The 24207-nt window shown below is 58.6% G+C and carries 23 protein-coding genes and 3 pseudogenes; 19 read left to right on the forward strand and 7 right to left on the reverse strand.

The window, feature by feature from the left end:
• Positions 1-13 precede the first annotated feature (13 nt).
• The gene (gene prmB, locus F6R97_RS24895) at positions 14-922 is read left to right on the forward strand and encodes a 50S ribosomal protein L3 N(5)-glutamine methyltransferase (RefSeq protein ID WP_038979773.1); all 909 of its coding nucleotides are present in this window, start codon (positions 14-16) and stop codon (positions 920-922) included.
• Positions 923-1048: 126 nt separating this feature from the next.
• Here the strand turns inward: prmB and F6R97_RS24900 are convergent, their stop codons facing one another.
• Both F6R97_RS24900 and F6R97_RS24905 read right to left on the reverse strand, forming a co-directional pair.
• Positions 1049-1840 (reverse strand): hypothetical protein, encoded by a 792-nt coding sequence (locus F6R97_RS24900; protein ID WP_048394409.1) that lies wholly within the window; start codon positions 1838-1840, stop codon positions 1049-1051.
• A 99-nt stretch (positions 1841-1939) separates the two neighbouring features.
• On the reverse strand, positions 1940-2938 hold the full coding sequence (locus F6R97_RS24905) for an alpha/beta hydrolase (RefSeq protein WP_315867236.1): 999 nt from the start codon (positions 2936-2938) through the stop codon (positions 1940-1942).
• 85 nt (positions 2939-3023) lie between these two features.
• Between F6R97_RS24905 and aroC the strand changes: the two genes are divergently transcribed.
• The 6 genes and pseudogenes from aroC to F6R97_RS24935 all read left to right on the forward strand — a co-directional run.
• Positions 3024-4115 carry a chorismate synthase gene (gene aroC / locus F6R97_RS24910; RefSeq protein WP_038979776.1) on the forward strand — a complete coding sequence of 364 codons (1092 nt, stop codon included), beginning with the start codon at positions 3024-3026 and terminating at the stop codon, positions 4113-4115.
• A 33-nt stretch (positions 4116-4148) separates the two neighbouring features.
• Positions 4149-5294: an MFS transporter gene (locus tag F6R97_RS24915; RefSeq protein WP_038979777.1), complete on the forward strand. Its 1146-nt coding sequence runs from the start codon at positions 4149-4151 to the stop codon at positions 5292-5294.
• 58 nt (positions 5295-5352) lie between these two features.
• Positions 5353-5463, forward strand: a pseudogene (locus F6R97_RS24920) (hypothetical protein); the annotation flags it as partial.
• Between the two features lie 12 nt (positions 5464-5475).
• Positions 5476-6021 carry a 1,2-dihydroxy-3-keto-5-methylthiopentene dioxygenase gene (locus F6R97_RS24925; protein ID WP_048394412.1) on the forward strand — a complete coding sequence of 182 codons (546 nt, stop codon included), beginning with the start codon at positions 5476-5478 and terminating at the stop codon, positions 6019-6021.
• 4 nt (positions 6022-6025) lie between these two features.
• Positions 6026-6097, forward strand: a pseudogene (locus F6R97_RS24930) (acireductone synthase); the annotation flags it as partial.
• Positions 6088-6193, forward strand: a pseudogene (locus tag F6R97_RS24935) (acireductone synthase); the annotation flags it as partial. The pseudogenes F6R97_RS24930 and F6R97_RS24935, both read left to right, overlap by 10 nt.
• Positions 6194-6394: 201 nt before the next feature.
• Here the strand turns inward: F6R97_RS24935 and F6R97_RS24940 are convergent.
• Positions 6395-6673, reverse strand: coding sequence for a DUF3509 domain-containing protein (locus F6R97_RS24940; RefSeq protein ID WP_038979780.1), 279 nt, complete (start codon positions 6671-6673; stop codon positions 6395-6397).
• Positions 6674-7024: 351 nt separating this feature from the next.
• Here F6R97_RS24940 and F6R97_RS24945 point away from each other — a divergent pair, with 351 nt between their 5' ends.
• From F6R97_RS24945 to F6R97_RS24985, 9 genes are all read left to right on the forward strand, one after another.
• Complete coding sequence (locus tag F6R97_RS24945) at positions 7025-8863, forward strand: long-chain-acyl-CoA synthetase (protein ID WP_315867237.1); 1839 nt, start codon at positions 7025-7027, stop codon at positions 8861-8863.
• Positions 8864-8960: 97 nt separating this feature from the next.
• A complete protein-coding gene (locus F6R97_RS24950) occupies positions 8961-9479 on the forward strand; it encodes an ankyrin repeat domain-containing protein (RefSeq protein ID WP_315867238.1) in 519 nt (172 codons plus the stop codon).
• A gap of 219 nt (positions 9480-9698) precedes the next feature.
• A complete protein-coding gene (locus tag F6R97_RS24955; protein WP_038979784.1) occupies positions 9699-10229 on the forward strand; it encodes a hypothetical protein in 531 nt (176 codons plus the stop codon).
• A gap of 83 nt (positions 10230-10312) precedes the next feature.
• Complete coding sequence (locus F6R97_RS24960) at positions 10313-10504, forward strand: PLDc N-terminal domain-containing protein (RefSeq protein ID WP_038979785.1); 192 nt, start codon at positions 10313-10315, stop codon at positions 10502-10504.
• 451 nt (positions 10505-10955) lie between these two features.
• Entirely contained in the window at positions 10956-11189 is a 234-nt protein-coding gene (locus tag F6R97_RS24965; RefSeq protein ID WP_038979787.1) for a hypothetical protein, read from the forward strand.
• 215 nt (positions 11190-11404) lie between these two features.
• Entirely contained in the window at positions 11405-11746 is a 342-nt protein-coding gene (locus tag F6R97_RS24970) for a ribonuclease E inhibitor RraB (RefSeq protein WP_315867239.1), read from the forward strand.
• A gap of 494 nt (positions 11747-12240) precedes the next feature.
• A complete protein-coding gene (locus F6R97_RS24975) occupies positions 12241-13650 on the forward strand; it encodes a circularly permuted type 2 ATP-grasp protein (protein ID WP_038979788.1) in 1410 nt (469 codons plus the stop codon).
• A 12-nt stretch (positions 13651-13662) separates the two neighbouring features.
• Complete coding sequence (locus F6R97_RS24980; RefSeq protein ID WP_010456611.1) at positions 13663-14613, forward strand: alpha-E domain-containing protein; 951 nt, start codon at positions 13663-13665, stop codon at positions 14611-14613.
• Positions 14610-15413 carry a transglutaminase domain-containing protein gene (locus F6R97_RS24985; RefSeq protein WP_038979790.1) on the forward strand — a complete coding sequence of 268 codons (804 nt, stop codon included), beginning with the start codon at positions 14610-14612 and terminating at the stop codon, positions 15411-15413. The genes F6R97_RS24980 and F6R97_RS24985 overlap by 4 nt, the downstream gene beginning before the upstream one ends.
• A 120-nt stretch (positions 15414-15533) precedes the next feature.
• Here the strand turns inward: F6R97_RS24985 and F6R97_RS24990 are convergent, their stop codons facing one another.
• A complete protein-coding gene (locus tag F6R97_RS24990; RefSeq protein WP_315867240.1) occupies positions 15534-16355 on the reverse strand; it encodes a cytochrome c in 822 nt (273 codons plus the stop codon).
• Between the two features lie 660 nt (positions 16356-17015).
• On the opposite strand from F6R97_RS24990, the gene F6R97_RS24995 reads away from it, so the two are divergent.
• The 3 genes from F6R97_RS24995 to F6R97_RS25005 all read left to right on the forward strand — a co-directional run bounded on the left by F6R97_RS24995 (position 17016) and on the right by F6R97_RS25005 (position 21225).
• Positions 17016-18221, forward strand: a complete 1206-nt coding sequence (locus F6R97_RS24995) for an acetyl-CoA C-acetyltransferase (RefSeq protein WP_315867241.1) — start codon at positions 17016-17018, stop codon at positions 18219-18221.
• A 23-nt stretch (positions 18222-18244) separates the two neighbouring features.
• Complete coding sequence (locus tag F6R97_RS25000) at positions 18245-20389, forward strand: 3-hydroxyacyl-CoA dehydrogenase NAD-binding domain-containing protein (protein ID WP_315867242.1); 2145 nt, start codon at positions 18245-18247, stop codon at positions 20387-20389.
• A gap of 95 nt (positions 20390-20484) precedes the next feature.
• Positions 20485-21225, forward strand: coding sequence for an amidotransferase (locus F6R97_RS25005; protein WP_048394420.1), 741 nt, complete (start codon positions 20485-20487; stop codon positions 21223-21225).
• Positions 21226-21317: 92 nt separating this feature from the next.
• Here the strand turns inward: F6R97_RS25005 and F6R97_RS25010 are convergent, their stop codons facing one another.
• The 3 genes from F6R97_RS25010 to F6R97_RS25020 all read right to left on the reverse strand — a co-directional run bounded on the left by F6R97_RS25010 (position 21318) and on the right by F6R97_RS25020 (position 24065).
• Positions 21318-22289, reverse strand: coding sequence for a magnesium and cobalt transport protein CorA (locus F6R97_RS25010; protein WP_038979795.1), 972 nt, complete (start codon positions 22287-22289; stop codon positions 21318-21320).
• 149 nt (positions 22290-22438) lie between these two features.
• Positions 22439-23161: a 1-acylglycerol-3-phosphate O-acyltransferase gene (locus F6R97_RS25015; protein WP_315867243.1), complete on the reverse strand. Its 723-nt coding sequence runs from the start codon at positions 23159-23161 to the stop codon at positions 22439-22441.
• 214 nt (positions 23162-23375) lie between these two features.
• Positions 23376-24065, reverse strand: coding sequence for a crotonase/enoyl-CoA hydratase family protein (locus F6R97_RS25020; protein WP_030131619.1), 690 nt, complete (start codon positions 24063-24065; stop codon positions 23376-23378).
• Positions 24066-24207 lie beyond the last annotated feature (142 nt).

The raw sequence follows: 24207 nt of genomic DNA on the forward strand, positions 1-24207 counted from the left end.
TGGAGTTTGCCCCGTGATCACTTCCCGACTTCGTACCCTGCGTGACCATATCCGTTGGGCCGTCAGCCGCTTCCATGGGGAGGATCTGTTTTTCGGCCATGGGACCGACAACGCCTGGGACGAAGCCCGTCAACTGGTGTTGGGTGCGCTGCACTTGCCGTGGGAAATCGCCGATAGCTACCTCGACTGCAATCTGGAAGAAGACGAGTTGGTCAATCTGCAACGCTTGCTCAAGCGCCGCATCGAAGAGCGCATTCCGACCGCTTACCTGCTGGGCGAAGCCTGGTTCTGCGGTATGTCGTTCATTGTCGACGAACGCGTGCTGATCCCGCGTTCGCCAATTGGCGAGTTGATCGAAAAGCGTTTCGAACCGTGGCTCGGCGCCGAACCAGCGCGCATCCTCGACTTGTGCACCGGTTCCGGTTGCATCGGTATCGCCTGTGCTTACGAGTTCCAGAACGCCGAAGTGGTACTGGCCGATCTGTCGTTCGAAGCGTTGGAAGTGGCCAACCAGAACATCGAGCGTCATGGCGTCGATGAGCGGGTGTACACGGTTCAGGGCGATGGCTTCGATGGTTTGCCGGGCCAGCGTTTCGACCTGATCGTGTCGAACCCGCCTTACGTTGATGCGGAAGATTTCGCCGACATGCCGGACGAGTATCAGCACGAACCGGAGCTGGGCCTGGCTTGTGGCGACGACGGTTTGAACCTGGTGCGCCGCATGCTCGCCGAAGCGGCGGAACATCTGACCGAGAAAGGTTTGCTGATTGTCGAAGTGGGTAACAGCCAGGTTCACGTCGAAGCGCTGTACCCGGAAGTCGACTTCGCCTGGCTGGAGTTCGAGCGTGGTGGGCATGGGGTGTTCATGCTGACAGCGGAGCAGTGCCGCGATCATCAGGCGTTGTTCGCTTCTCGCGTCTGACCTGAGAAAGCTATCGCGGGCAAGCCACGCTCCTACAGGTTTTGTGTGTGCCACATCATTTGGACACGATACAAAACCTGTGGGAGCGAGGCTTGCCCGCGATGGCCGCGCCTCGGTCTCAAATCTCTACCGATGCGTAGCAATCCAGATCAACAACCCCGCCTGAAACACCGCAAACGCCACCAGACACGTAATGGTAAAACGCAGCCCGGCGTCTTCGCGTTTGTACTTGCTGACTTTTTCTTCGTGCTTCTTCAGTTTGACTTCCTGTTCCGCCAGGTTCTGCTCGGCTTGCTGGAGCATCTGCGCGGCTTCGAGGATTTCTACCTGCTGCAGCTTTTCGCTGTTCCAGTCGCCGAGCAAATCACCGACCGACACCTCTTTAACGCTGCCCTTCAAATGCTGGGCGTCGGCGTAGACCACGTCAAAACCGTGCACCCGCAGAAAGTGATCGCGGCGCAGACGAGTGTCTTCGTTCAGCGCATCCTTGTTGTTCAGGTCAGTGCCGTCGACGGTGTAGGCGGGCCATCTCTTCTTCACCCACGTAATGCCCTGAGCGGCCATATAACGCCCGATGCCACGGTTCATCGGCTCGATTTGCAAGCCACTTTCCGGCACGAAATGCACGCGTTTGGCAGTGTGATCGACCCACACGTCCAGATGGTTCTGTTCTTTGCGCACGCGCTGGCCCGGCAGCTTGATAGCCATGCGCATCAGGCTGTGTTCCTTGCTATTGCGTTCGGCGTAACCGAATTCGACAAAGCGCAATGGCCGTCCACCGGTGTTGCGGTCGGTTTGCAGCGGCGCCAGGCGGAGCATCTTGTGGTGCTCGACGTGGACGTCCGCCCACGGCAGCTCGACCGCTGGCGGTGCGTCTTTTTCAGCGGTGGTGTCGGGTGAAGTCTGGGTATCAGTCATAACGGCGAGATCCTGTCCAAGCCCTGCTTGCCGCCAGCCAGTGCGCTGGCGACAAAGGCTTATCGGCCGTTTTTTTCAGGACTGGAGGGTAAACCTCGGTTAACTGGAGCGAAGTCCGTCAATAAACCCAAGGATTCGCGCGCCGAGTTCGGCTGCCAGTGGTAATTGCGGATCTTTATAGGAGGCCAATTGCCGCTTCACGTCGTTGGGCACGATGCGCATCACGTGGTTCATGCCTTCGATCAGCGCCAGTTCAGCGTCCGGTTTGGCGGCCTTGAGTGTCTTGGCGTCACCCACGCCGACCTGAATGTCGTTGCTGCCCTGGATGATCAGCGCCGGCATTTTCAGTTTGGCGAAGGCCGCCGCCGGATCTTGGCGGAACAGCGAAATCAGATACGGCTGCACGCTGGGGCGGAAAATCACCTGCAATTGCGGTGGCACGTTATCGTCGGTGTGGCCGGCCTTGAGGCTGTCGAGCAGCTCATTGCTGCGCAGCATCAACGGCGGTGGCAGGCGATTGCTCAATTGCTGGCGCAGGACCTGATCGATTGGTCGGGCGCTGCCGGACATGGAAATCACCGCCGCGGCATCGACGTTTGGCGCCGCCAGGCTGGCGATCAACGCACCTTCGCTGTGGCCCAGCAAAATCAGTTTGCCAAAGCGTGGATCGGCTTTGAGCTTCTGGCCCCAGGCTTCGGCGTCGGCCACATAAGCCTCCACCGACAGATTGCGTTCGTCTGGAGTCGCAGCCAGGCTCGCCGCCACGCCGCGCTTGTCGTAGCGCACGCTGGCGATGTTGTGTTTGGCCAGCACCCACGCCAGTCGTTTGAGACTGTCGTTGCGTCCGCCGTCGGGGTTGTTTCCGTCACGATCCGTAGGGCCGGAGCCGGAAATGATCAGGACAACCGGCACCGGCGTGTCGGACTTGGGCAGTAACAGCGAGCCGAAAAGCTCGCCGCTCCCCGTGTCCAATGTGATCGGGCGTTGCAGGACAGTGGCCTGTGTAAAGCCGGTAAACAAGGTAAGGCTCAAGGCTAGAACTCGCAGCATCATCACGCCATCATCCACTCGGTGCCGGTTGGACTCGCAGGCACCCATAAGGTTCGAGGATGAACTAGTCGGGTAGCCTGCGTATACTGGCGCGCATTACGTATTTTAGTTTCGATTTCACGGAGCGTCCCGCATGTCCGGCAATACCTACGGCAAGCTGTTCACTGTCACCACCGCGGGCGAAAGCCATGGTCCGGCGTTGGTCGCCATTGTCGATGGCTGCCCGCCGGGCCTGGAGATTTCCCTTGAGGATCTGCAGCGCGACCTGGATCGCCGCAAGCCCGGCACCAGCCGCCACACCACCCAGCGCCAGGAAGCCGACGAAGTCGAAATCCTCAGCGGCGTGTTCGAAGGCCGCACCACCGGTTGCGCCATCGGCCTGTTGATCCGCAACACCGACCAGAAGTCCAAGGACTATTCGGCGATCAAGGATCTGTTCCGCCCGGCCCACGCCGACTACACCTACCACCACAAATACGGCGAGCGCGATTACCGCGGCGGCGGTCGCAGTTCGGCCCGTGAAACCGCCATGCGCGTGGCGGCAGGGGCGATTGCGAAAAAGTACCTGGCCACCCAGGGCATCGTCATTCGTGGCTACATGAGCCAGCTCGGCCCGATCGAAATTCCGTTCAAGACCTGGGATTCGGTGGAAGAAAACGCTTTCTTCAGCCCCGACCCGGACAAAGTGCCGGAGCTGGAAGCCTACATGGACCAGTTGCGTCGCGACCAGGATTCGGTCGGCGCGAAGATCACCGTGGTCGCCGAAGGCGTGATGCCTGGCCTTGGTGAGCCGATCTTCGACCGTCTCGACGCCGAACTGGCCCACGCGCTGATGAGCATCAACGCGGTTAAAGGCGTGGAAATCGGCGCCGGGTTTGCCAGCGTCGCCCAGCGCGGTACTGAACACCGTGATGAAATGACCCCGGAAGGTTTCCTCAGCAATAACTCAGGCGGCATTCTCGGTGGCATCTCGTCCGGTCAGCCGATTGTTGCGCATCTGGCGCTCAAGCCAACATCGAGCATCACCACGCCGGGCCGCTCCATCGACATCCATGGCAATCCGGTTGAGGTTGTCACCAAAGGCCGTCACGACCCGTGCGTCGGCATCCGCGCCACGCCGATCGCCGAGGCGATGATGGCCATCGTATTGATGGATCATCTGCTGCGTCATCGCGGGCAGAATGCCGATGTGCGCGTGAGCACTCCGGTGCTGGGTCAGCTTTAATGGCTGACCTTATAGCCGCTGCGGTCTGACAACGTGGCGGCGCTCCCGTACTGGCGGCTTTCCAGTTTCTATCTGTTCTATTTCGCCTTGCTCGGTTCGACAGCGCCATTCCTGGCGCTGTACTTCGATCACCTGGGCTTTTCCAGTGCGCGCATCGGCGAACTGGTGGCGATCCCGATGCTGATGCGCTGCGTGGCGCCGAACATCTGGGGCTGGCTCGGTGACTACACCGGGCGACGTCTGGCCATCGTGCGGTTCGGCGCGGTCTGTACGCTGCTGACCTTCTCACTGATTTTCGTCAGCAAAAGCTACGCGTGGCTGGCGATGGTCATGGCCTTGCACGCGTTCTTCTGGCACGCGGTACTGCCGCAGTTCGAAGTCATCACCCTGGCGCATTTGAACGGCCAGACATCTCGCTACAGTCAGATTCGCCTGTGGGGCTCCATCGGTTTCATCATCACCGTGGTCGCCCTCGGCCGGTTGTTCGAATGGCTTAGCCTGGACATCTATCCGGTGGCGCTGGTGCTGATCATGGCCGGGATCGTCGTCAGTAGTTTGTGGGTGCCCAACGCGCAACCGGTACAGAGTGAACGGTTGGCGGGAGAGGGGTTCCTCCAGCAATTGCGCAACCCCGGGGTGTTGGCGTTCTATGGTTGCGTGGCGCTGATGCAGATGAGTCATGGGCCGTATTACACCTTTCTGACCCTGCACCTTGAGCGACTGGGTTACACCCGTGGCTTGATTGGTATGCTCTGGGCCTTGGGCGTGGTCGCTGAAGTATTAATGTTCCTGGCCATGAGCAAGATTCTGGCGCGCTTCTCGGTGCGCCGGGTGCTGCTGGCGAGTTTCCTGCTGGCGGCCCTGCGTTGGTTGTTGCTCGGTTCGTTTGCCGAATTCCTCTGGGTGCTGCTGTTTGCCCAAGTGCTGCACGCCGCCACCTTCGGCAGCTTTCACGCGGCTGCCATCCAGTTCGTGCAACGTAGCTTCGGCGCGCGTCAGCAAGGGCAGGGCCAGGCGTTGTATGCCGCGCTGGCTGGCACCGGCGGCGCACTGGGCGCGCTGTATTCCGGCTACAGCTGGAATGCCCTCGGCGCCACATTGACCTTTAGTATCGCCAGTCTCGCAGCCTTCGCCGCTGCCGTTATCATTGCCACGCGTATGCAAGAGGACAGGCCATGAGCCTTACCTGTGAACACCTCGCCCAGGAAATTCATCGACACCGGACTTTTTTGTATGGTGGGGCGCGCGCATGAGCGACGCGCTGCGGCAGATCGAGGCCTTTGAATTTTTGTTCGAGTGCGAATTGAATATGCGCTCACTCTTGAACCATAAGAAGCTGAACCGTTAAGGAGTTGCCCCGATGAGCAGCCTGTCCGTTTACCACGTCAGCAGCCCCGACCTGCCGAACAAAGTATTGACCCACCTCGAAGACATTGCCACGACCCTGGCCGAGCAGGGCGTGCGCTTCGACCGTTGGCAAGCCACGGCGAAAATCCAGCCAGGCGCCAGCCAGGAAGAAGTAATCGCCGCCTACCAGGAGCAAATCGACAAGCTGATGACCGAGCGCGGTTATCTCACTGTCGACGTGATCAGCATGAACAGCGATCATCCGCAAAAAGCCGAGTTGCGCGCCAAGTTCCTCGATGAACACTGCCTTGCTGAAGATGAAGTACGATTTTTCGTCACCGGCCGTGGCTTGTTCAGCCTGCACATCGGCGATTACGTCTACGCCGTGCTCTGCGAGAAAAACGACCTGATCTCGGTGCCGGCCGGTACGCCGCATTGGTTTGACATGGGCGAGCATCCGCATTTCGTCGCCATCCGACTGTTCAACAACCCCGAAGGCTGGGTGGCCAGTTTCACCGGCGATGACATCGCCAGCCGCTTCCCGCGTCTCGAGGACTGAGTCGATGCCGATCAGAGCGATTCTCACCGACATCGAAGGCACCACCAGTGCGGTGAGTTTTGTGTTCGACGTGCTGTTATGGCAACTTGCGGACTGGCCCCGTGAGGGCGGGGAACTGGCAGGGCATGTGACCGTCGACAGCTTTGCGCGGATCAATCCTTCCGCCCTGTAAACCACCACATAACCTGTAGGAGCTGAGCTTGCTCGCGAAGGCGGTGTATCAGGCGATATTAATGTTGACTGACACACCACTTTCGCGAGCAAGCTCTGCTCCTACAGGGTCTTGCGCAGTTTCAGAAACAATTCAGGCCGTGAAGCGAAAGCGCTCACGGCCTGTTTGTTTGTAGCGTGTTTATTTATACAACCGCAGGGTTTAAACCGAGTGATAGGTCGGCAAGGCGAACCGTTGCTGGCTTTGCAGCATGGAGATCTGCGGCAGTTCGCTGGCCTGTTCGGCGACGTCACGACGTATCGCGCTGATCACCCACGACAGCTGATCGCCGGCATGCAATTGCTGGTAGGAAATCGAACGTTTGAAGACTTTGCCGTCGGTACTGCGCAGGGTCAGCAGAATGCCGCCGTCAGGCCGTGGCTGGGTGGTCACTTCGAAGTTGGAGAATAGCGACGAAAACTTTTCCTGGATCAGGTTCATGTCTATCAGCTCCATGAGTGCTTGAAGGGCTACATGGAGAGGTAGTTGCAGTGATTGTGCCAGTGCCATTTTTTTTAAAAATACATATAAATCAATGGCTTATATTTTGATGGGTTTTTGGCTCTCGTGCAATCTGCACGAATGGCCATCGTGCATCCTGCATTTTGCGTGGTCGGTCGATTCGATTGAACCAATCACAACGCCAGGGTTCCGCTTTTCGATCTCTGGTCCGAACGCTGCAGTCGCGGATACAAAACATTTCAAAAACTGCGTGTACAGCTCAAGAACCGCTGACGTATTTTCGGCCTCAATCAACGCCACCCGACAATAAGAAGATCGAACGGGAGCATCATGAGCCGCACGCTGAACGACACGATCACCTGGGGCATGATGCTCCGCAAGCTGCCTTCCATTGCCAAAGCCATTCCCCGCGTGGTGAAGGGCATGAAAGCCGCCAACGTCAAGGACCCGACCCAACCGTGTGGTCTCGGCTGGAGCTTCGAGCAGGCGACATTACGCAACCCCGATGGCCCGGCCTTGCTGCAGGGTGAGGTGAGACTCACTTATGCACAGGTCAATCAGTGGGCCAATCGCATCGCCCATCACTTGATAGGCCAAGGCATCGGCAAGGGCGATGTGGTGGCGATCTTTATCGAAAACCGTCCGGAACTGCTGGTGACGATATTGGCGGTGGCCAAGGTCGGTGCGATTAGTGCGTTGCTCAATACCTCCCAGACCCGCGAAACCCTGGCCCATAGCCTGAACCTGGTGGCGCCGGTGGCGATCGTGGTCGGCGACGAGTTGGTTTCGGCCTTCAATGCGGTCCGCGAGCGGGTGTCTATCGATACGGCGCGCACCTGGTTTGTCGCCGATCAAGACACTTATCGCCATCCGGGCAATTCGCCCGATGGCTTCATCAACCTGATGACGGCCAGCGCCGAAGCGTGCAGCGATAACCCCGTCAGCAGCCAGCAGGTTTTTCTCGACGATCCTTGTTTCTACATTTACACCTCGGGCACCACCGGGTTGCCCAAGGCTGGGGTGTTCAAACACGGCCGCTGGATGCGCAGCTCCGCCAGCTTCGGGCTGATTGCTCTGGATATGCAGCCGCAGGACATCGTCTATTGCACCTTGCCGCTGTACCACGCCACCGGGCTCTGCGTGTGCTGGGGTTCGGCAATCAGCGGGGCGTCGGGGTTTGCCATCCGCCGCAAGTTCAGCGCCAGCCAGTTCTGGAGTGACGTGCGCAAATACCGGGCGACCACCCTCGGTTACGTCGGCGAATTGTGCCGCTACCTGGTGGATCAACCGCGCAGCGTCGATGACAGTCGGCACAGCGTGACGAAGATGATCGGCAATGGTCTGCGCCCCGGCGCGTGGAGCGAGTTCAAGACGCGTTTTGCCGTTGACCATATCTGCGAGCTGTACGCCGCCAGCGACGGCAATATCGGCTTCACCAATATCCTCAACTTCGACAACACCATCGGTTTTTCCCTGATGTCCTGGGAACTGGTGGCGTACGACCACGACAGCGGCGCACCCACGCGAGATGCCAAGGGTTTCATGCGTAAAGTGGCCAAGGGCGAGCAGGGTTTGCTGCTGGCGAGGATCGACGATAAGGCGCCGCTGGACGGCTACACCGATCCGCAGAAGACCGCAAAAGTCGTGCTCCACGACGTGTTCAAGAAGGGCGACCGTTACTTCAATACTGGTGACTTGCTGCGCAACATCGGTTTTGGCCACGCGCAGTTTGTCGATCGCTTGGGCGACACCTACCGTTGGAAAGGCGAAAACGTCTCGACCACCGAGGTCGAGAATATCCTCCTGCAACACCCGCAGATCGCCGAAGCCGTGGCCTATGGCGTGGAAATCCACAACACCAACGGACGTGCCGGGATGGCGGCAATCACGCCGGCTGAATCCCTGGCGACCCTGGATTTCAGCGAGTTGCTGGCTTTCGCCAAGCAGCAAATGCCTGCCTATGCGGTGCCACTTTTCCTACGGGTGAAAGTGAAAATGGAAACCACCGGGACCTTCAAATACCAGAAGACCCGACTCAAGGACGAAGCCTTCGACCCGAACAAAACCGGCGATGACCCGATCTACGCCTGGTTGCCGGGTACCCAGACTTATGTGCAAGTCACCGAGGAGGTGCTGGCGGATATTTGCGGCGGCAGGTACCGCTATTGAATGTGGCTATAGCCATCCATGAGAAAAAAGAAGTGACAGGTTCCGGAGCGCTCGGGAAACTATCGGCTTTTCCGATTGACCGAATGTGGAGTCCCCAATGTCAGACAAAAGCCGCCAGATGACGCCCGAAGAGGCTGCTGAATTTGCCGAACAGGTGTTCAACAAAGCGCGCGAGGGCGATGCAGCCATGATGGCTGCGCTGCTGACCAAGGGCTTGCCGCCGAACCTGCGCAACCACAAGGGCGATACCTTGCTGATGCTCGCGGCGTACCACGGCCATGTCGAGACGGTAAAAGTCCTGCTCGAGCACAAGGCCGATCCTGAAATCCGCAATGACAACGGCCAAAGCCCGATTGCCGGCGCGGCATTCAAAGGTGATCTGGGGGTGGTCAAGGCGTTGGTGGAAGGTGGCGCGCAAGTGGAAGGTTCGTCCTTCGACGGTCGCACTGCGCTGATGATGGCGGCGATGTTCAACCGCGTTGAAATCGTCGACTACCTGATCAGCAAAGGCGCCGATCCGAAAGCCAAGGATGCCAACGGTGTGTCCGCGCTGGACGCGGCCAAAACCATGGGCGCGGTGGATACCACCGCACAGCTGCAGAAGCTGGTTGGCTGATTCCCTCTGTGGCAGCGGGGGCTTTTGTGGCGAGGGGGCTTGCCCCCGTTGGGGCGCGAAGCGGCCCCCATTTGGCGACCGAGTTCTTTGGTTTTACGACTGCTACGCAGCCGAACGGGGGCAAGCCCCCTCGCCACAGGTCATGCCTGGTCCCGCAATCCGTTTCCGAATGCGTTATCCTTCGCGCCCTCAAATCTCCCTCGCTACAGGATCCACTTCATGAAAGCCGCACTCGTCGAACTCATCAGCAAAATCAGCTCCGGGTGCATGAGCGATGACGAAATTCTGAAAGTCGCAGACGAAGCGGCTCAGGCCTACGCCGATCCCGAGGCTTTTCTGGCGGCCAATCCGGACATCAACTACGACGAAACCTTCCCGATCCCGTTGGGTGAGTGGGTAGTCGTCGGCAGCCTGCCGGAAACCGTGCTGTTCCAGGCTGACACCTACATGGACCTGTTTGCGCAGATCGTCGCTTCGTTCGGCCCCGGCGTCGATTTCAACATCAAACCCAAGCAACTGGCCAAGACCGAAGCCCTGACGGCGCTCAATCGCATTCAGGTGCAGATGAGCAGCATGAACAAGGAAAACGGCGGGTACACGCTGATGAACTTCAGCCAGTTGCTCGACGACGAACTGCAAGTGGTGCTGGTCTACGGTAACGACGTACCACGGGTACTGGAATTGTGCGCCGAAGTCGGCATCGTCGCCGCGCCATCGCTGGAAGCCCTGAAAGTGGCGATCCACGTCTGAAGCTGTCTAGAAAGGTAATAAAACGGAACCCTCGCAAGGCCCGACTATCCTAAGAGTGCATATCACTCTTCGGGAGCGTCACCATGGGTTCCACGTTCAACAGCCTGGTTGGCCTGATTATTCTTGCCCTGGATATCTGGGCCATCATCAACGTGCTTAAAAGTGGCGCCGAGACCGGGATGAAAATCATCTGGGTGCTATTGATCCTCCTGCTGCCGGTTTTGGGCCTGATCATCTGGGCCATCGCCGGGCCGCGAGGCGATGTGCGGATCTGATCGGTTTCCCGCAAGCAACACTGAACCTGTGGGAGCGTGGCTTGCCCGCGATGCAGGCGCTGCGGTCAGTCAGATTCACCGCAGCGCTCCTATCGCAGGCAAGCCAGCTCCCACAGAGGATTGTGTCGAACCATCAGTGACGTTCGACCTGTCATATTCCGCGACATAGAATGCCTTCGCCTTGCCGCAATACGTACTGCAAGCGGTGAACAAACCCAGCAACGACTAAAATGAATACATAACCCTGTAGGAGCGAAGCTTGCTCGCGAACGCGGTGCATCAGCCAATACACCTATCAACTGATACACCGCCTTCGCGAGCAAGCTTCGCTCCTACACAGGTTTCTGTGTTTTTTTTCATGCCAGCACGCGGTAATCCGTTTGAACGATCACTCAGGGTAAAAGTCCAGATAGAAGTAAGCCCATCCATGGGTTTTATCGAGGAGGCACCGATGCAAAAGTGGAAAATCACTTTCGTGGATGATCACGGTGAAACAGTGGACGAACTCTTCGAGTGCGAGGAATGCCCGAATAGCGAGCAAGCCGCCAAACTCATTCGCGCCCGGTGCCTGCCGGTCGCTGCCGAACTGGATCTCAATGATCTGGAGGGTCGTACCGATGATCCGACCGTCAAAAGCCTGAAATCCCAGAACAGCATTGAAATCATCAGTATTACCCCGATCTGATACACCTCTTGTCACATTCACAACCAGACCTTGGCAGCAGCTCTGTCTTGGGGCTACTCTGCAAGCGAGATCAGCGAATGACTCGCTAAGGTCTGGTCTTGTCAGCTACATGCTTGTTTCCCGTCGGCAACCTCTGTTGCCGTATCGCTCTCACCAATCGGTTGAAAGTGCAGGGAATACGGAAAGTCTATCCATCAGTCTGAGGGGGACGTTTCATGAGCACAGCCTATCAAGAAGACATCAGCAGCAACGTGCTGCGCCGCATGAAAGAAGGCGGTTTCGACTTTTCACGATTCCATCCCATCGAGTTCTACGCCATTTTTCCGGACGAGGAGCGGGCACGCAGGGCGGCAGGTCATTTCTGTGGTGAATCCTTGAATGCCCAGATCAGCGTGCGCGACGACGGCGCGTGGCATCTGGAACTGAGCAAAGTGATGTACGCCACCTATGACGGGATCGGCGACTTTGAGCAGGACTTCGAGGCGGTGGTCGAGCCTCTGGGCGGTATCATCGAAGGATGGGGCGTCAAGCAGGAGGTACGAGGGCTACTCGCATAAGCTTATGAACAGTGACAACACTCAGCAACGGCTGACCTTTGGGTCGGCCGTTTTCGTTTTCGCGGTTTGAATAAGCCAAAGATCGCAGCCTCGTTTCACTCGACAGCTCCTACATTGGAATGCGTTCTCCTGTAGGAGCTGTCGAGTGAAACGAGGCTGCGATCTCTTGATCGTGTTTTTGATTCATAACGTTTCAAAAACGCAAAAAAAAGCCACCTGAACAAGCGGCTAGAAGGGAAGAACGATAAGTTTTCCAGCGAATGCCCGGATTATCCCCATCGCCTCCCGGGCAGTGAAATCAACTCTGACTATGCTGCAGATAGGCGACAGCATTGCTTCGCCATGAAGCGGGGGCGATCAGGTTGGGGCATTTACCGCACAGGATTGGTGCGGTGCGTGCAGCGCCATTATCCAACTGATTGATATCAAAGCGTTTATGCCGATGGCACGGGCCTTGCGAAGGTCTGGATGTCCGGAGTGACAAGGAGTACGGCATGATCCGCACCTATTTTGATGAGATGTACGACGCCGGCGGCCAGGTCCGCCCGCATTATCGGGAGTTTGCCCGTTGGCTGGCCGAAACGCCTGACGAGCTTTTGGCACAACGGCGACGCGAGGCCGATCTGTTATTTCATCGTGCCGGGATTACATTCACGCTCTATGGTGATGAGCAGGGGACAGAACGCCTGATTCCCTTCGACACCATTCCCCGCAGTATCCCCGCCAGTGAATGGCGGATCGTCGAGCGCGGCTGCATTCAGCGGGTCAAGGCATTGAACATGTTCCTTGCCGACCTCTATCACGAGCAGCGCATCATCAAGGCCGGCATCATCCCGGCCGAGCAAGTATTGGCCAACGAGCAATACCAGTTGGCGATGCAAGGGCTGGATCTGCACCGCGATATCTATTCGCACATTTCCGGCGTCGACCTTGTGCGCGATGGCGACGGCACGTACTACGTGCTCGAAGACAATCTTCGTACACCCAGCGGCGTGAGCTACATGCTCGAAGACCGCAAGATGATGATGCGATTGTTCCCCGAGTTGTTCGCGGCCCAGCGCATCGCACCGATCGACCACTATCCGAACCTGTTGCTCGACACCCTGAAAAGTTCCAGCCCGATCGACAACCCGAGCGTGGTAGTGCTGACGCCGGGGCGCTTCAACAGCGCGTTTTTCGAGCATGCATTTCTGGCCCGGGAAATGGGCGTTGAACTGGTGGAGGGCGCGGACCTGTTCGTGCGCGATGACAAGGTGTTCATGCGCACCACGGACGGGCCGAAAGCCGTCGATGTGATCTACCGGCGCCTCGACGATGCCTTCCTCGATCCGTTGGCGTTCAACCCGGATTCGATGCTTGGTGTTCCAGGTCTGCTGTCGTCCTACCGCTCTGGCAATGTGGTGCTGGCGAATGCCATCGGCACCGGGGTCGCGGACGACAAATCGGTATATCCCTTCGTCACGGACATGATTCGTTTCTACCTGGATGAAGAGCCGATCCTGAAGAACGTGCCTACATGGCAGTGTCGTAATCCCTCGGAACTGTCCCACGTGCTGGCCAATCTTCCAGAGCTGGTAGTCAAGGAAACCCAGGGCTCCGGCGGTTACGGAATGCTGGTGGGGCCGGCGGCGACGGCAGCGGAAATCGAATCTTTCCGTGAGCGGATCAAAGCCAAGCCCCACGCGTACATCGCCCAGCCGACGTTGTCTTTATCGACCTGTCCGACCTTTGTCGAAAACGGCATCGCTCCACGCCATATCGACCTGCGTCCGTTTGTATTGTCTGGCCGCGAAACCCGGGTTGTGCCCGGCGGTTTGACCCGTGTCGCCTTGCGCGAAGGCTCCCTGGTGGTGAATTCATCCCAGGGCGGCGGAACCAAGGACACCTGGGTGGTCGAGGATTGAAGGAAGCCTGCCATGTTAAGTAGAACTGCCTCGGATCTGTATTGGATGTCGCGTTACCTGGAGCGGGCCGAAAACCTCGCACGGATGCTCGACATCAGTTATTCGCTGTCACTGATGCCTCAGGACGGTCGTGGCGATGGCTTGCACGAACTCGCCATGCCGTTGCTGATCACCGGCACGCTGGACGATTATCTGGAGCGTCACGGCGATCTGCATGCCGAACGGCTGCTGCATTTTTTCGCCTTGGATGCGGCCAACCCGGCGAGCATCTACAGCTGCCTCGGTGCCGCGCGAGCCAGTGCCCACGCGGTGCGTGGGCGAATCACCGCCGACATGTGGGAAAACATCAACGCTACCTGGCTGGAAATTCGCGGGATCGCCGAACAGGGCTTGAGTCGCTACGGCATGAGCCGTTTCTGTGAGTGGATCAAGGAACGTTCCCACCTGTTTCGCGGTGCGTCCTACGGCACCATCATGCGTAACGACGCGTTCCGTTTCATTCGTCTGGGCACCTTTATCGAAAGGGCTGACAACACCTTGCGCCTGCTCGACGCCCGTTACGAAATGGCCGGCGATCAGGCCGAAGCGGTCAGCGACGGCACGGCTCACGCCTATTACCAGTGGAGCGCCTTGCTGCGGGCCCTGTCATCGTTCGAGGCCTATACCGAGATCTATCGCGACGCCCCTGGCGCCCGGCATGTGGCCGAGTTGTTGCTGCTGCGCGCCGACGTGCCACGATCCCTGCGCGCCTGCACCGAAGAAATCGACCAGATCCTCGCCCAATTGCCGGGGGCCAACGGCCGTCCTGCCCAGCGATTGGCGGCAGAAATGGACGCACGCCTGCGCTACACCGGTATCAACGAAATTCTCGACGAAGGCCTGCACGCCTGGCTGACCGAGTTCATCCCGCTGGTGCGCCAGTTGGGCAACGCCATACACAGTTCCTACCTGGAGGCTGCATGAGACTTTCCATTAGCCACGAGACCACCTATCACTACGAAGATCAGGTGCGGGCGAGCATCCAGTACCTGCGACTGACCCCTCACGACAGCGAGCGCCAACACGTGCTCAGCTGGCAGCTCGACCTGCCACGTCCGGTGCGCGCGCAACTCGATCCGTTCGGCAACATTCTGCATGTGCTGACCCTGGACGAACCTCACGAAGCGATCATCATCGGCGCCCGAGGGCAGGTGGACATCGACGAACTGCGCGAAGCCGAGCATGAAAGCCAGTCGGCGCTGCCGTTCCTGCGCTTCACGCGCCTGACCGAAGCCGACGAAGCGCTGCGCGCGTTTGCCGAGAAAGCGTGCAAGCAGCGCCGGGATCGTACGGCGCTAATCGATTTGATGCATGGCCTGAACCAGCACATGACCTACACGCCGGGTTCTACCGAAGTAGACACCAGCGCCGCTCAGGCCTTTGCCGGGCGTTCCGGGGTCTGCCAGGACCACACCCATGCGTTCCTCGCCTGCGCCCGCAGCCTGGGCATTCCTTCGCGTTATGTGTCGGGGTATTTGTACAGCGAGAACAGCGAACACCTGGCCAGTCACGCCTGGGCTGAAGCCTGGCTGGATGACGCCTGGTATAGCTTCGACGTAACCAACGAACTGGCCCGCCCGGAGCGTCACCTGAAACTGGCCGTGGGCCTGGATTACCTCGACGCCTGCCCGGTGCGCGGCATGCGCCGTGGTGGTGGGTGCGAGCAGATGCATGCGAAGGTGTTTGTCTCGCCGACGCCGGTGATCTCGGTGCAACAGCAATAAGTCAGGACACCGCAGAACCCTGTGGGAGCGGGCTTGCCCGCGATAGCGATACTTCAGACTCTGATGCAGTGACTGGAAGACCGCCATCGCGGGCAAGCCCGCTCCCACAGGGTGGATGTGTCAGGGCTTCACCTTCCGCCCCGCCATATGCTTCAAATACCCCACCAACAACTCCAGATCCCCCTCCGGCAACACTGTCGTCGCGAACGCCGGCATCTTCGCCTGCGGCCACTGGCGCAAGCTCTGCGGATCACGAATGTAGCGCTTGAGGAAATCCGCGCCGAAGTACTCGGTCGGGCTGAATGGAATATTCAGGTCCGGCCCGAACTGCGCATCCCCCGCGCCATTGAGTCGATGACAGGCCAGGCAGTTCTTCTGAAACAGCGCAAAGCCCTTGTTCACCGGATTGTCCGCCTTCAGCGCAGGATCGGGCAGCAGGGCAGGGAAGCGCTCGGCCACTGGGGCCATGCGCTTGATGCTCGCTACTTCGAACGGCCATTGCTCGGGGCTGATATTGCCCGCTTGTGGATCAGTCCAGACCAGATAAAACGGCCCCGCACTGTGCTTGCCCTCTGACAACGGTGGCCATGGCTTGGCCGGGTCTTCAATTGCCAACCAGGCCCGCGCCCCTTGGGTATCGAGCAACGGCGCGGCAGCCAGTTCGGCGGCAAAACCGTCCAGGGCAACGGCTTGCAGATGATCGTCAGGCTTGATGCCCGTCAACAACGCCGCCAACGGTACGGCGCGATAGCTCATGTCCCGTTTGTAGGAAATGTCGTTAGTGATCGTGATGGTCTGAACCTGAGGATGCTTGAGCAATTGCTCGGTCTGCCAGGTGCGAGAACTCGCGCCCAGCTCCAGATTCAGCTGTGCGGCAGACAGAGGCATGCTGAGCAGCAAGGCCCCAAATAGAGTGAGCGCTTTCAAGTGATCGCCGTCCATGTCGTGGAAGTGCCGCAAAGGTTGGCACAGCCACGCTGACCCGGGTAGCGAGCCAATCACATTTTTATCAGGCGAAATGAAAACCCTGATGCCCGATCAGCCAATCACCTTGGTCAGGTTCGGCAAAATCAACAACAGTGTAGTGGCGAAAAGAATGAGCCCGGCTTGACGAACTTTCGAATGCTTGAACATGGCTTGACCGCCTTTTTTGTTATTTCCTGATGCCTGCCTGCCTATCTCCATGACGGCAGAGCGCTGCACTTCCTTGTAGGACGAGTGTCTCGGCAAAACCCGACGACAGCTTCGTACAGGTTTACCTTAGGGCCCGCGTCACGATTGGCTTAGATCCATTTCGTATGTGCTGAGCACTCATCGCTTTTAAAAAGGTATGAGGCTTATGGCCAGCTTCTTGGGCGCCCGTTTGCTAGACAGCTTGGTGACTTGAATCGGTTTATCCGATAGCAGACTACCGTTCGTCTGAGCGTGACCGTCAACGCCAATGAGCACTGTGGTCATTGAATCCATGGCTGTGGGGCATAAGGTGAGTGCATAAAGATCAAGATCAAAAGATCGCAGCCTTCGGCAGCTCCTACGCGCCTGTGGGCGCTGCCGAAGGCTGCGATTTTTTGATCTTCATTCACCATCAGGTTCGAGGACGTCATGACCCAAGCTTTGATATTCGACGCGTTACGCACGCCCCGTGGCAAAGGCAAGGCCAATGGCGCCTTGCACAGCGTCAAGCCAGTGAATCTGGTGGCCGGGCTGCTGACGGCGCTGCAGCAGCGCACGTCCCTGGACACCAGTCAGGTCGATGATGTGGTGCTCGGCTGCGTCACTCCCATCGGCGATCAGGGTTCTGACATCGCCAAGACTGCCACGCAGGTGGCCGATTGGGACGTCAGCGTGGCTGGCATGCAGCTCAATCGCTTTTGCGCGTCGGGGCTGGAAGCGGTGAACCTCGGTGCGATGAAAGTGCGTTCCGGTTTCGAAGACCTGGTGGTGGTCGGTGGCGTCGAATCGATGTCCCGCGTGCCCATGGGCAGCGATGGCGGCGCGTGGGCGCTGGACCCGGAAACCAATTTGCACAACCACTTCACGCCCCAGGGCGTGGGTGCCGACCTGATCGCCACGATCGAAGGCTTCAGCCGTCAGGACGTCGATGCCTTCGCGTTGCACTCCCAACAGAAGGCGGCGCGGGCGCGGGCGAACGGTTCGTTCAACAAGTCGCTGGTGCCGGTGCAGGACCAGAACTGCATCATCCTGCTCGATCACGATGAGTTCATTCGCGCTGAATCGACGATGGACGGCTTGGGCAAGCTCAAGTCAAGTTTCGAAATGATCGGGCAAATGGGCTTCGACGCCACGGCATTGCGGGTTTACAGCCAGATCGAGCGGATCAACCACGTGCACACGCCGGGCAACAGTTCCGGGATTGTCGACGGCGCGGCGCTGATGCTGATCGGCTCCGAAGCGAAAGGCCGGGCGCTGGGCTTGCAGCCACGGGCGCGAATCGTCGCCACGGCGGTTACCAGCACCGACCCGACCATCATGCTCACCGGCCCGGCGCCGGCCACTCGCAAGGCGCTGGCCAAGGCCGGGCTGCGGGTCGAAGACATCGACCTGTTCGAAGTCAATGAAGCGTTCGCCTCGGTGGTGCTCAAGTTCATCAAGGACATGGCCATCGACCCCGACAAGGTCAACGTCAACGGCGGCTCCATCGCCATGGGCCATCCGCTCGGCGCCACCGGCTGCGCAATTCTCGGCACGCTGCTCGATGAACTGGAAGCCCGGCGCCTGCGCTATGGCCTGGCGACATTGTGTGTCGGCGGCGGCATGGGCATTGCCACCATCATCGAACGCCTCTGAGCCCCGATTTCAAGGAAATAGCCATGACCGAAGCCATCCGTTACGAAAAAGGTCAGGACCAGATCGTCGTCCTGACCATCGACATGCCGGGCCAGAGTGCCAACACCATGAACGCGGTCTACCGCGACGCCATGGCCAGCTGCGTCGCCCGACTGGTCGCCGACAAGGACGCCATTGCCGGCGTGATCATCACCTCGGCCAAGAAGACCTTCTTCGCCGGCGGCGACCTCAATGAACTGATCAAGGTTGGTAAACCCGAAGCCAAAGCCTTTTACGACATGGTGCTGACACTCAAGGGCCAACTGCGCACCCTGGAAACCCTTGGCAAACCGGTGGTCGCCGCCATTAACGGCGCGGCGCTCGGTGGCGGTTGGGAAATCTGTCTGGCATGTCATCACCGTGTGGCGCTGGACAATCCATCGGTGCTGCTGGGCCTGCCGGAAGTCACTCTTGGCCTGTTGCCGGGCGGCGGCGGGGTGGTGCGCATGGTCCGCATGCTGGGCATCGAAAAAGCTCTGCCGTATCTGCTTGAAGGCAAGAAAATCCGGCCGCAACAGGCGTTACAGGCGCGATTGATTGACGAGTTGGCTGCCGATCGCGATGAACTGATGACCAAGGCGCGGGCGTGGATTGTCGCTCACCCGGTCGCTGTGCAGCGCTGGGACGTGAAGGGTTATCAGATCCCTGGCGGCACGCCGTCGGATCCGAAGCTCGCGCCGATGCTTGCTATCACGCCATCGATTCTGCGCAGCAAAACCCAGGGCTGTCTGCCCGCGCCGGAGAAAATCCTCTGCGCTGCGGTGGAAGGCGCCCAGGTGGATTTCGACACGGCGCACCTGATCGAAACCCGCTACTTCACCGAGCTGACCACCGGCCAAGTGTCGAAAAACCTCATTGGCACGTTCTGGTTTCAGCTCAATGAGATCAATGCCGGCGGCTCGCGACCCCAAGGCATAGCGCCTTGCGTGACGAAGAAAGTCGGCGTGCTCGGCGCCGGGATGATGGGCGCGGGCATCGCGTTTGTCAGCGCATCGGCTGGCATCGACGTGGTGCTCAAAGACATCAACCTCGCCGCGGCAGAGAAGGGCAAGGCTCACTCGGCGGCGTTGCTGGACAAGAAAGTTGCGCGTGGTCAGTTAACCCGGGAGCAGCGTGAAGAGATTTTGGCGCGAATCCATGCCACCGAAAACGATGCGGACCTGGCGGGTTGCGATCTGATTATTGAAGCGGTGTTTGAGGATCGCGAACTGAAGGCCAAGGTCTCATCGGCCGCGCAAACAGTCGTCGGCCCGGACGCGGTCATCGCCTCCAACACCTCGACCTTGCCGATCAGTGGCTTGGCCAATGCCGTGCCGGACCAGACGAAATTCATCGGCCTGCATTTCTTCAGTCCCGTGGAGAAAATGCCGCTGGTGGAAATCATCAAGGGCGTCCATACCAGCGACGAAACCCTGGCGCGCGGTTTCGATTTCGTCCTGCAAATCAAGAAGACGCCGATTGTGGTTAACGACAGTCGTGGCTTCTTTACCTCGCGGGTGTTCGGCACCTTCACCAACGAAGGCATCGCCATGCTCGGCGAAGGCGTGAGTGCTCCCATGATCGAGACCGAAGCGCGCAAGGCCGGCATGCCTGTCGGGCCTCTGGCGATCTCCGACGAAGTTTCCCTCAGCCTCATGAGCCATATCCGCGAACAAACCGCCAAAGACCTGCGAGCAGAGGGGAAAGCGCTGATTGAGCACCCGGCGTTCGCCGTGATTGACTTGCTGCTCAAGGAATACAAGCGTCCGGGCAAGGCCGCTGGAGGTGGTTTCTACGATTACCCGGCGACAGGGCAGAAGCATTTGTGGCCCGAGCTGAAAACCCATTTCGAGAAAGCCGATGGGCAGATTTCGCCGAAGGACATACGCGATCGACTGCTGTTCGTGCAAGCCATCGAAACCGTGCGCTGTATGGAGGAGGGCGTGCTGACCTCGACGGCGGACGCCAACGTTGGCTCGATCTTCGGCATCGGCTTCGCGGCCTGGACCGGCGGTGCGCTGCAATTCGTCAACCAGTACGGCGTGAAAGACTTCGTCGCCCGCGCCCAGTACCTGGCCGAGCAGTACGGCGAACGCTTCACACCGCCTGCGTTGCTGTTGGAGAAGGCGGCCAAAAACGCGCTGTTCTAAGGGACCGATGACGCGCTCCAGGGCTTGCCTTGCCACTGTGTTTCAAGGCAGGCTCTGGGGTGTGCATTATTCCCTTCATGTGTCAGGTATTTTTTATGTCGTTACGCATCTGCATTCTGGAAACCGACATCCTGCGTCCAGAACTGGTCGATCAATATCAGGGTTACGGGCAGATGTTCCAGCGTCTGTTTTCGCAGCAGCCCATCGCTGCCGAGTTCACCGTGTACAACGTGATGCAAGGCGATTATCCCAGCGATGACCTGACCTTTGATGCGTATCTGGTCACCGGCAGCAAGGCCGATTCCTTCGGCACCGACCCGTGGATTCAAACTCTCAAGACGTATCTGCTGAAACGCTACGAACGCGGCGACAAACTGCTGGGCGTGTGCTTCGGCCATCAATTGCTGGCGCTGCTATTGGGCGGCAAAAGCGAGCGGGCGACCCAGGGTTGGGGTGTCGGCACCCACAACTACAAACTCGCGGCCAAGGCACCATGGATGAGCCCGCTAAGGGAAGAGCTGACTCTGCTGATCAGCCACCAGGATCAGGTCACCGCGCTACCGGAAAACGCTACGGTCATCGCCTCGAGCGATTTCTGCCCGTTCGCCGCGTACCACATCAACGATCAAGTGCTGTGCTTCCAGGGGCATCCGGAGTTCATTCACGATTACTCACGGGCGTTGCTGGATATTCGTCAGGAAGCGCTGGGCGAGCAGATTTATTCGAAAGGTATGGCGAGTCTTGAACACGAGCATCACGGCACTACCGTCGCAGAGTGGATGATGCGGTTTGTGGCGCATAAGCCTGAGGGTGAGGCTGAGTCGGTTAAGCCTTAAAAGCTTCGCGGGCCAGCCTCGCTCCTACAGGATTTCGGTGTACTTGTAGGAGCGAGGCTAGCCCGCGAATTTCGCAGACGCCTCGGTCTTGACTACAACCACCCCGACCGCTTGAAACTCGCCCACAAACCAACGCACCCAACGGCAATAAACCCCAACACCCCGAAATACCCGTAATGCCAAGTCAATTCCGGCATGTTCTCGAAATTCATCCCGTAAACTCCGGCCACCGCCGTCGGAAACGCCAGAATCGCCGCCCATGCCGCAAATTTGCGCTGCACCACACTCTGGCGTGACGCCTCCAGCAACACTCCGATCTCGATGGTCTGGCTGGCGATGTCTGCCAGGGTCGTCAGGTCTTCCATCTGTCGCCTGACGTGAATCTGCACATCGCGGAAGTACGGGCGCATGTTCTTGTCGATAAATGGAAAGGTCAGGTTCTGCAATTCCTCACTGATCTCCACCATCGGCGCCGCAAACCGGCGCAAGCGCAATACATCACGGCGCAGACTGTGGAGTTTCTGAATGTCGCGCTCATTCAGGGAGCTGCACATTACGCTGCTCTCCAGCTCATCGATCTCGGCATGGATCGCTTCGCCCATCGGCTGGTAGTTCTCAATCACGAAGTCGAGGATGGCATAGAGTACGAAATCTTCCCCATGCTCCAACAACAATGGCCGCGCCTCACAACGTTGTCGGACGTACGCGTAGGACGCCGAATGACCATTGCGCGCGGTAATGACGTACCCTTTGCCGGCAAAGATATGCGTCTCGATGAACTGCAGTTTGCCTTCATTGCGGATAGGCGAATATGTGACGATAAACAGTGCGTCGCCGAATGTTTCCAGCTTCGGTCGGCTGTGTTTTTCCAAGGCGTCTTCGATGGCCAGTTCATGCAGGTTGAACTGACGTTGCAGGTTGAACAGCTCTTCGGCGTTCGGCTCTTCCAAACCAATCCACACAAAGTGGCCAGGCTTCGCAGCCCAGGCAGCGCCTTCGTCGAGGGTGATATTGGTGACTTTCTTACCGGCGCTGTAAACCGCAGCAGCAACGACTCTACCCATGATGGTGATTCACTTCTTATTAGCCGCTTTCTATTGGTAAAGACTGGCGGTGCCAGGCAGGATTCAGCTTAACCTTGTCTGCTGCTTGAGAGTCAGCAAAATCGTTAGAGTTCGCAGGCAAAAGAAAACCCGCACAGGGCGGGTTTCATTCAGGCGGCTTGCAGTTGCCGATCCATCGAGTCGATACACTCGCGCATCTGCTCGCGGCACTGGGCGATTAGCATGGGCATGTCATCCAGACTCAATCCAGCCGTAGGAATCGCCGGCAGCGAACGGATCAGAATCTTCCCACTGCGCCAGCGGTTCAATCGCATGTGTTTGACGTAACTGCTGACACACACCGGCACGATGGGCACGCCCGCGGCAATCGCCATCTGGAACGCGCCTTTCTTGAATGGCAGCAGCTCTTCGCCGAGGTTGCGTGTGCCTTCCGGGAAGACCCAGATCGAGGTGTCTTCATGCTGCAAGGTGCGAGTAGTGGTCAGCATCGACTGGCGTGCCTTGTGCGCATTGCCGCGGTCAATCAACACATTGCCGGCCAGCCAGAACAACTGCCCGAACAGCGGCACCCATTTCAGGCTCTTCTTGCCGATGCACACGGTGCGGCGGGGCACCACGTTGCCGAACACAAACAGATCGTAGTTGGACTGGTGGTTGGCAATGATCACGCAACTGTCAGGCTTATCCACCAACGGCCCGACGTCAGCCTTCACCCGCAAACGCAAAATGCACATCGCCGGCCACGCATACAGACGTGCGCATAAACGGCTGTTGTCCGGATTAAACGGCCGGCATAGACCGAGGATCACTCCAAGCATACCGGCCAGAATAAAGTGCAAGCCCATCAATAACATACGAAACACAAACAGCATTTAAAGGGCCCACCGGAACAAAAGGTGGCGCAGTGTACGGATGTGCACTGTTTTCGGCAATTGCCGCTATAGAGGTGGGAGATGACCGATGTTTGAGCACATGTTTCCGACTTATGGGTCAGATGCGGCCTAGAGCGGTTGTAAGGTTTTGAACCAGACACGCAAGAAAAAGCCCGACACGACGGTCGGGCTTTTCGGTGCAACGCGTTCGGGCTTAACCCATATGCTCCTGATCCAGGATGATCGCGTTGTCCAGCGTCTCCAGCAGCGCCTTGCGCACTTTCAGCTTGGTGTTCTTGTGGGCGATCATGTTGAGCTTCTTCAACTGACGAGCTGCCGCCAGCGCCGCGCCTTGCAGCTCTTCGGCCGACACCACCACATCAAGGAAACCGGCATCCACAGCACTCTGCGGATTGAACATCTCGGCATTGATCACCGCACGATGAAACGCCGACTTGCGCAGACGATCACGCGCCAGCTCGATACCGGCATGGTGCATGGTCATACCGATCTGCACTTCGTTCAGGCCAATGCTGAACGGGCCATCGACACCAATGCGGTAGTCAGCCGACAACAGAATAAACGCACCCTTGGCCACCGCATGCCCAGGACACGCCACGACCACCGGGAACGGGTGCGACAGCAGGCGACGAGCCAGCGTCGAACCGGCAGCCACCAGTGCAGTGGCCTCTTTAGGGCCAGCCGTCATCACCTTCAAGTCGTAACCACCCGAAAAAATACCCGGCTGACTGGTAATGATCACCACCGCCCGATCCGCCACCGCCCGATCCAGCGCAGCGTTAAACGCGACAATCACATCCGGCGAGATGGCATTGACCTTGCCATTGCTCAAGGTCAGGGTCGCGATACCGTCTTCGAGATGGTAGGAAATCAACTCACTCATGACGCCAATCCTTCTAATAAAGTAGGGCAGACGTTACCCACCGCCGTAGGCCAGGTAAAGCGCTGTGACTGACTCGCCAGTCACCCTTTCTCGGCCCGCCAGGCGTAGTCAGCCATGTCCGCCGCGCATTGGCTTCTATATA

It is taken from the genome of Pseudomonas sp. JV414, assembly GCF_032424305.1.
Classification (GTDB): domain Bacteria; phylum Pseudomonadota; class Gammaproteobacteria; order Pseudomonadales; family Pseudomonadaceae; genus Aquipseudomonas; species Aquipseudomonas lini.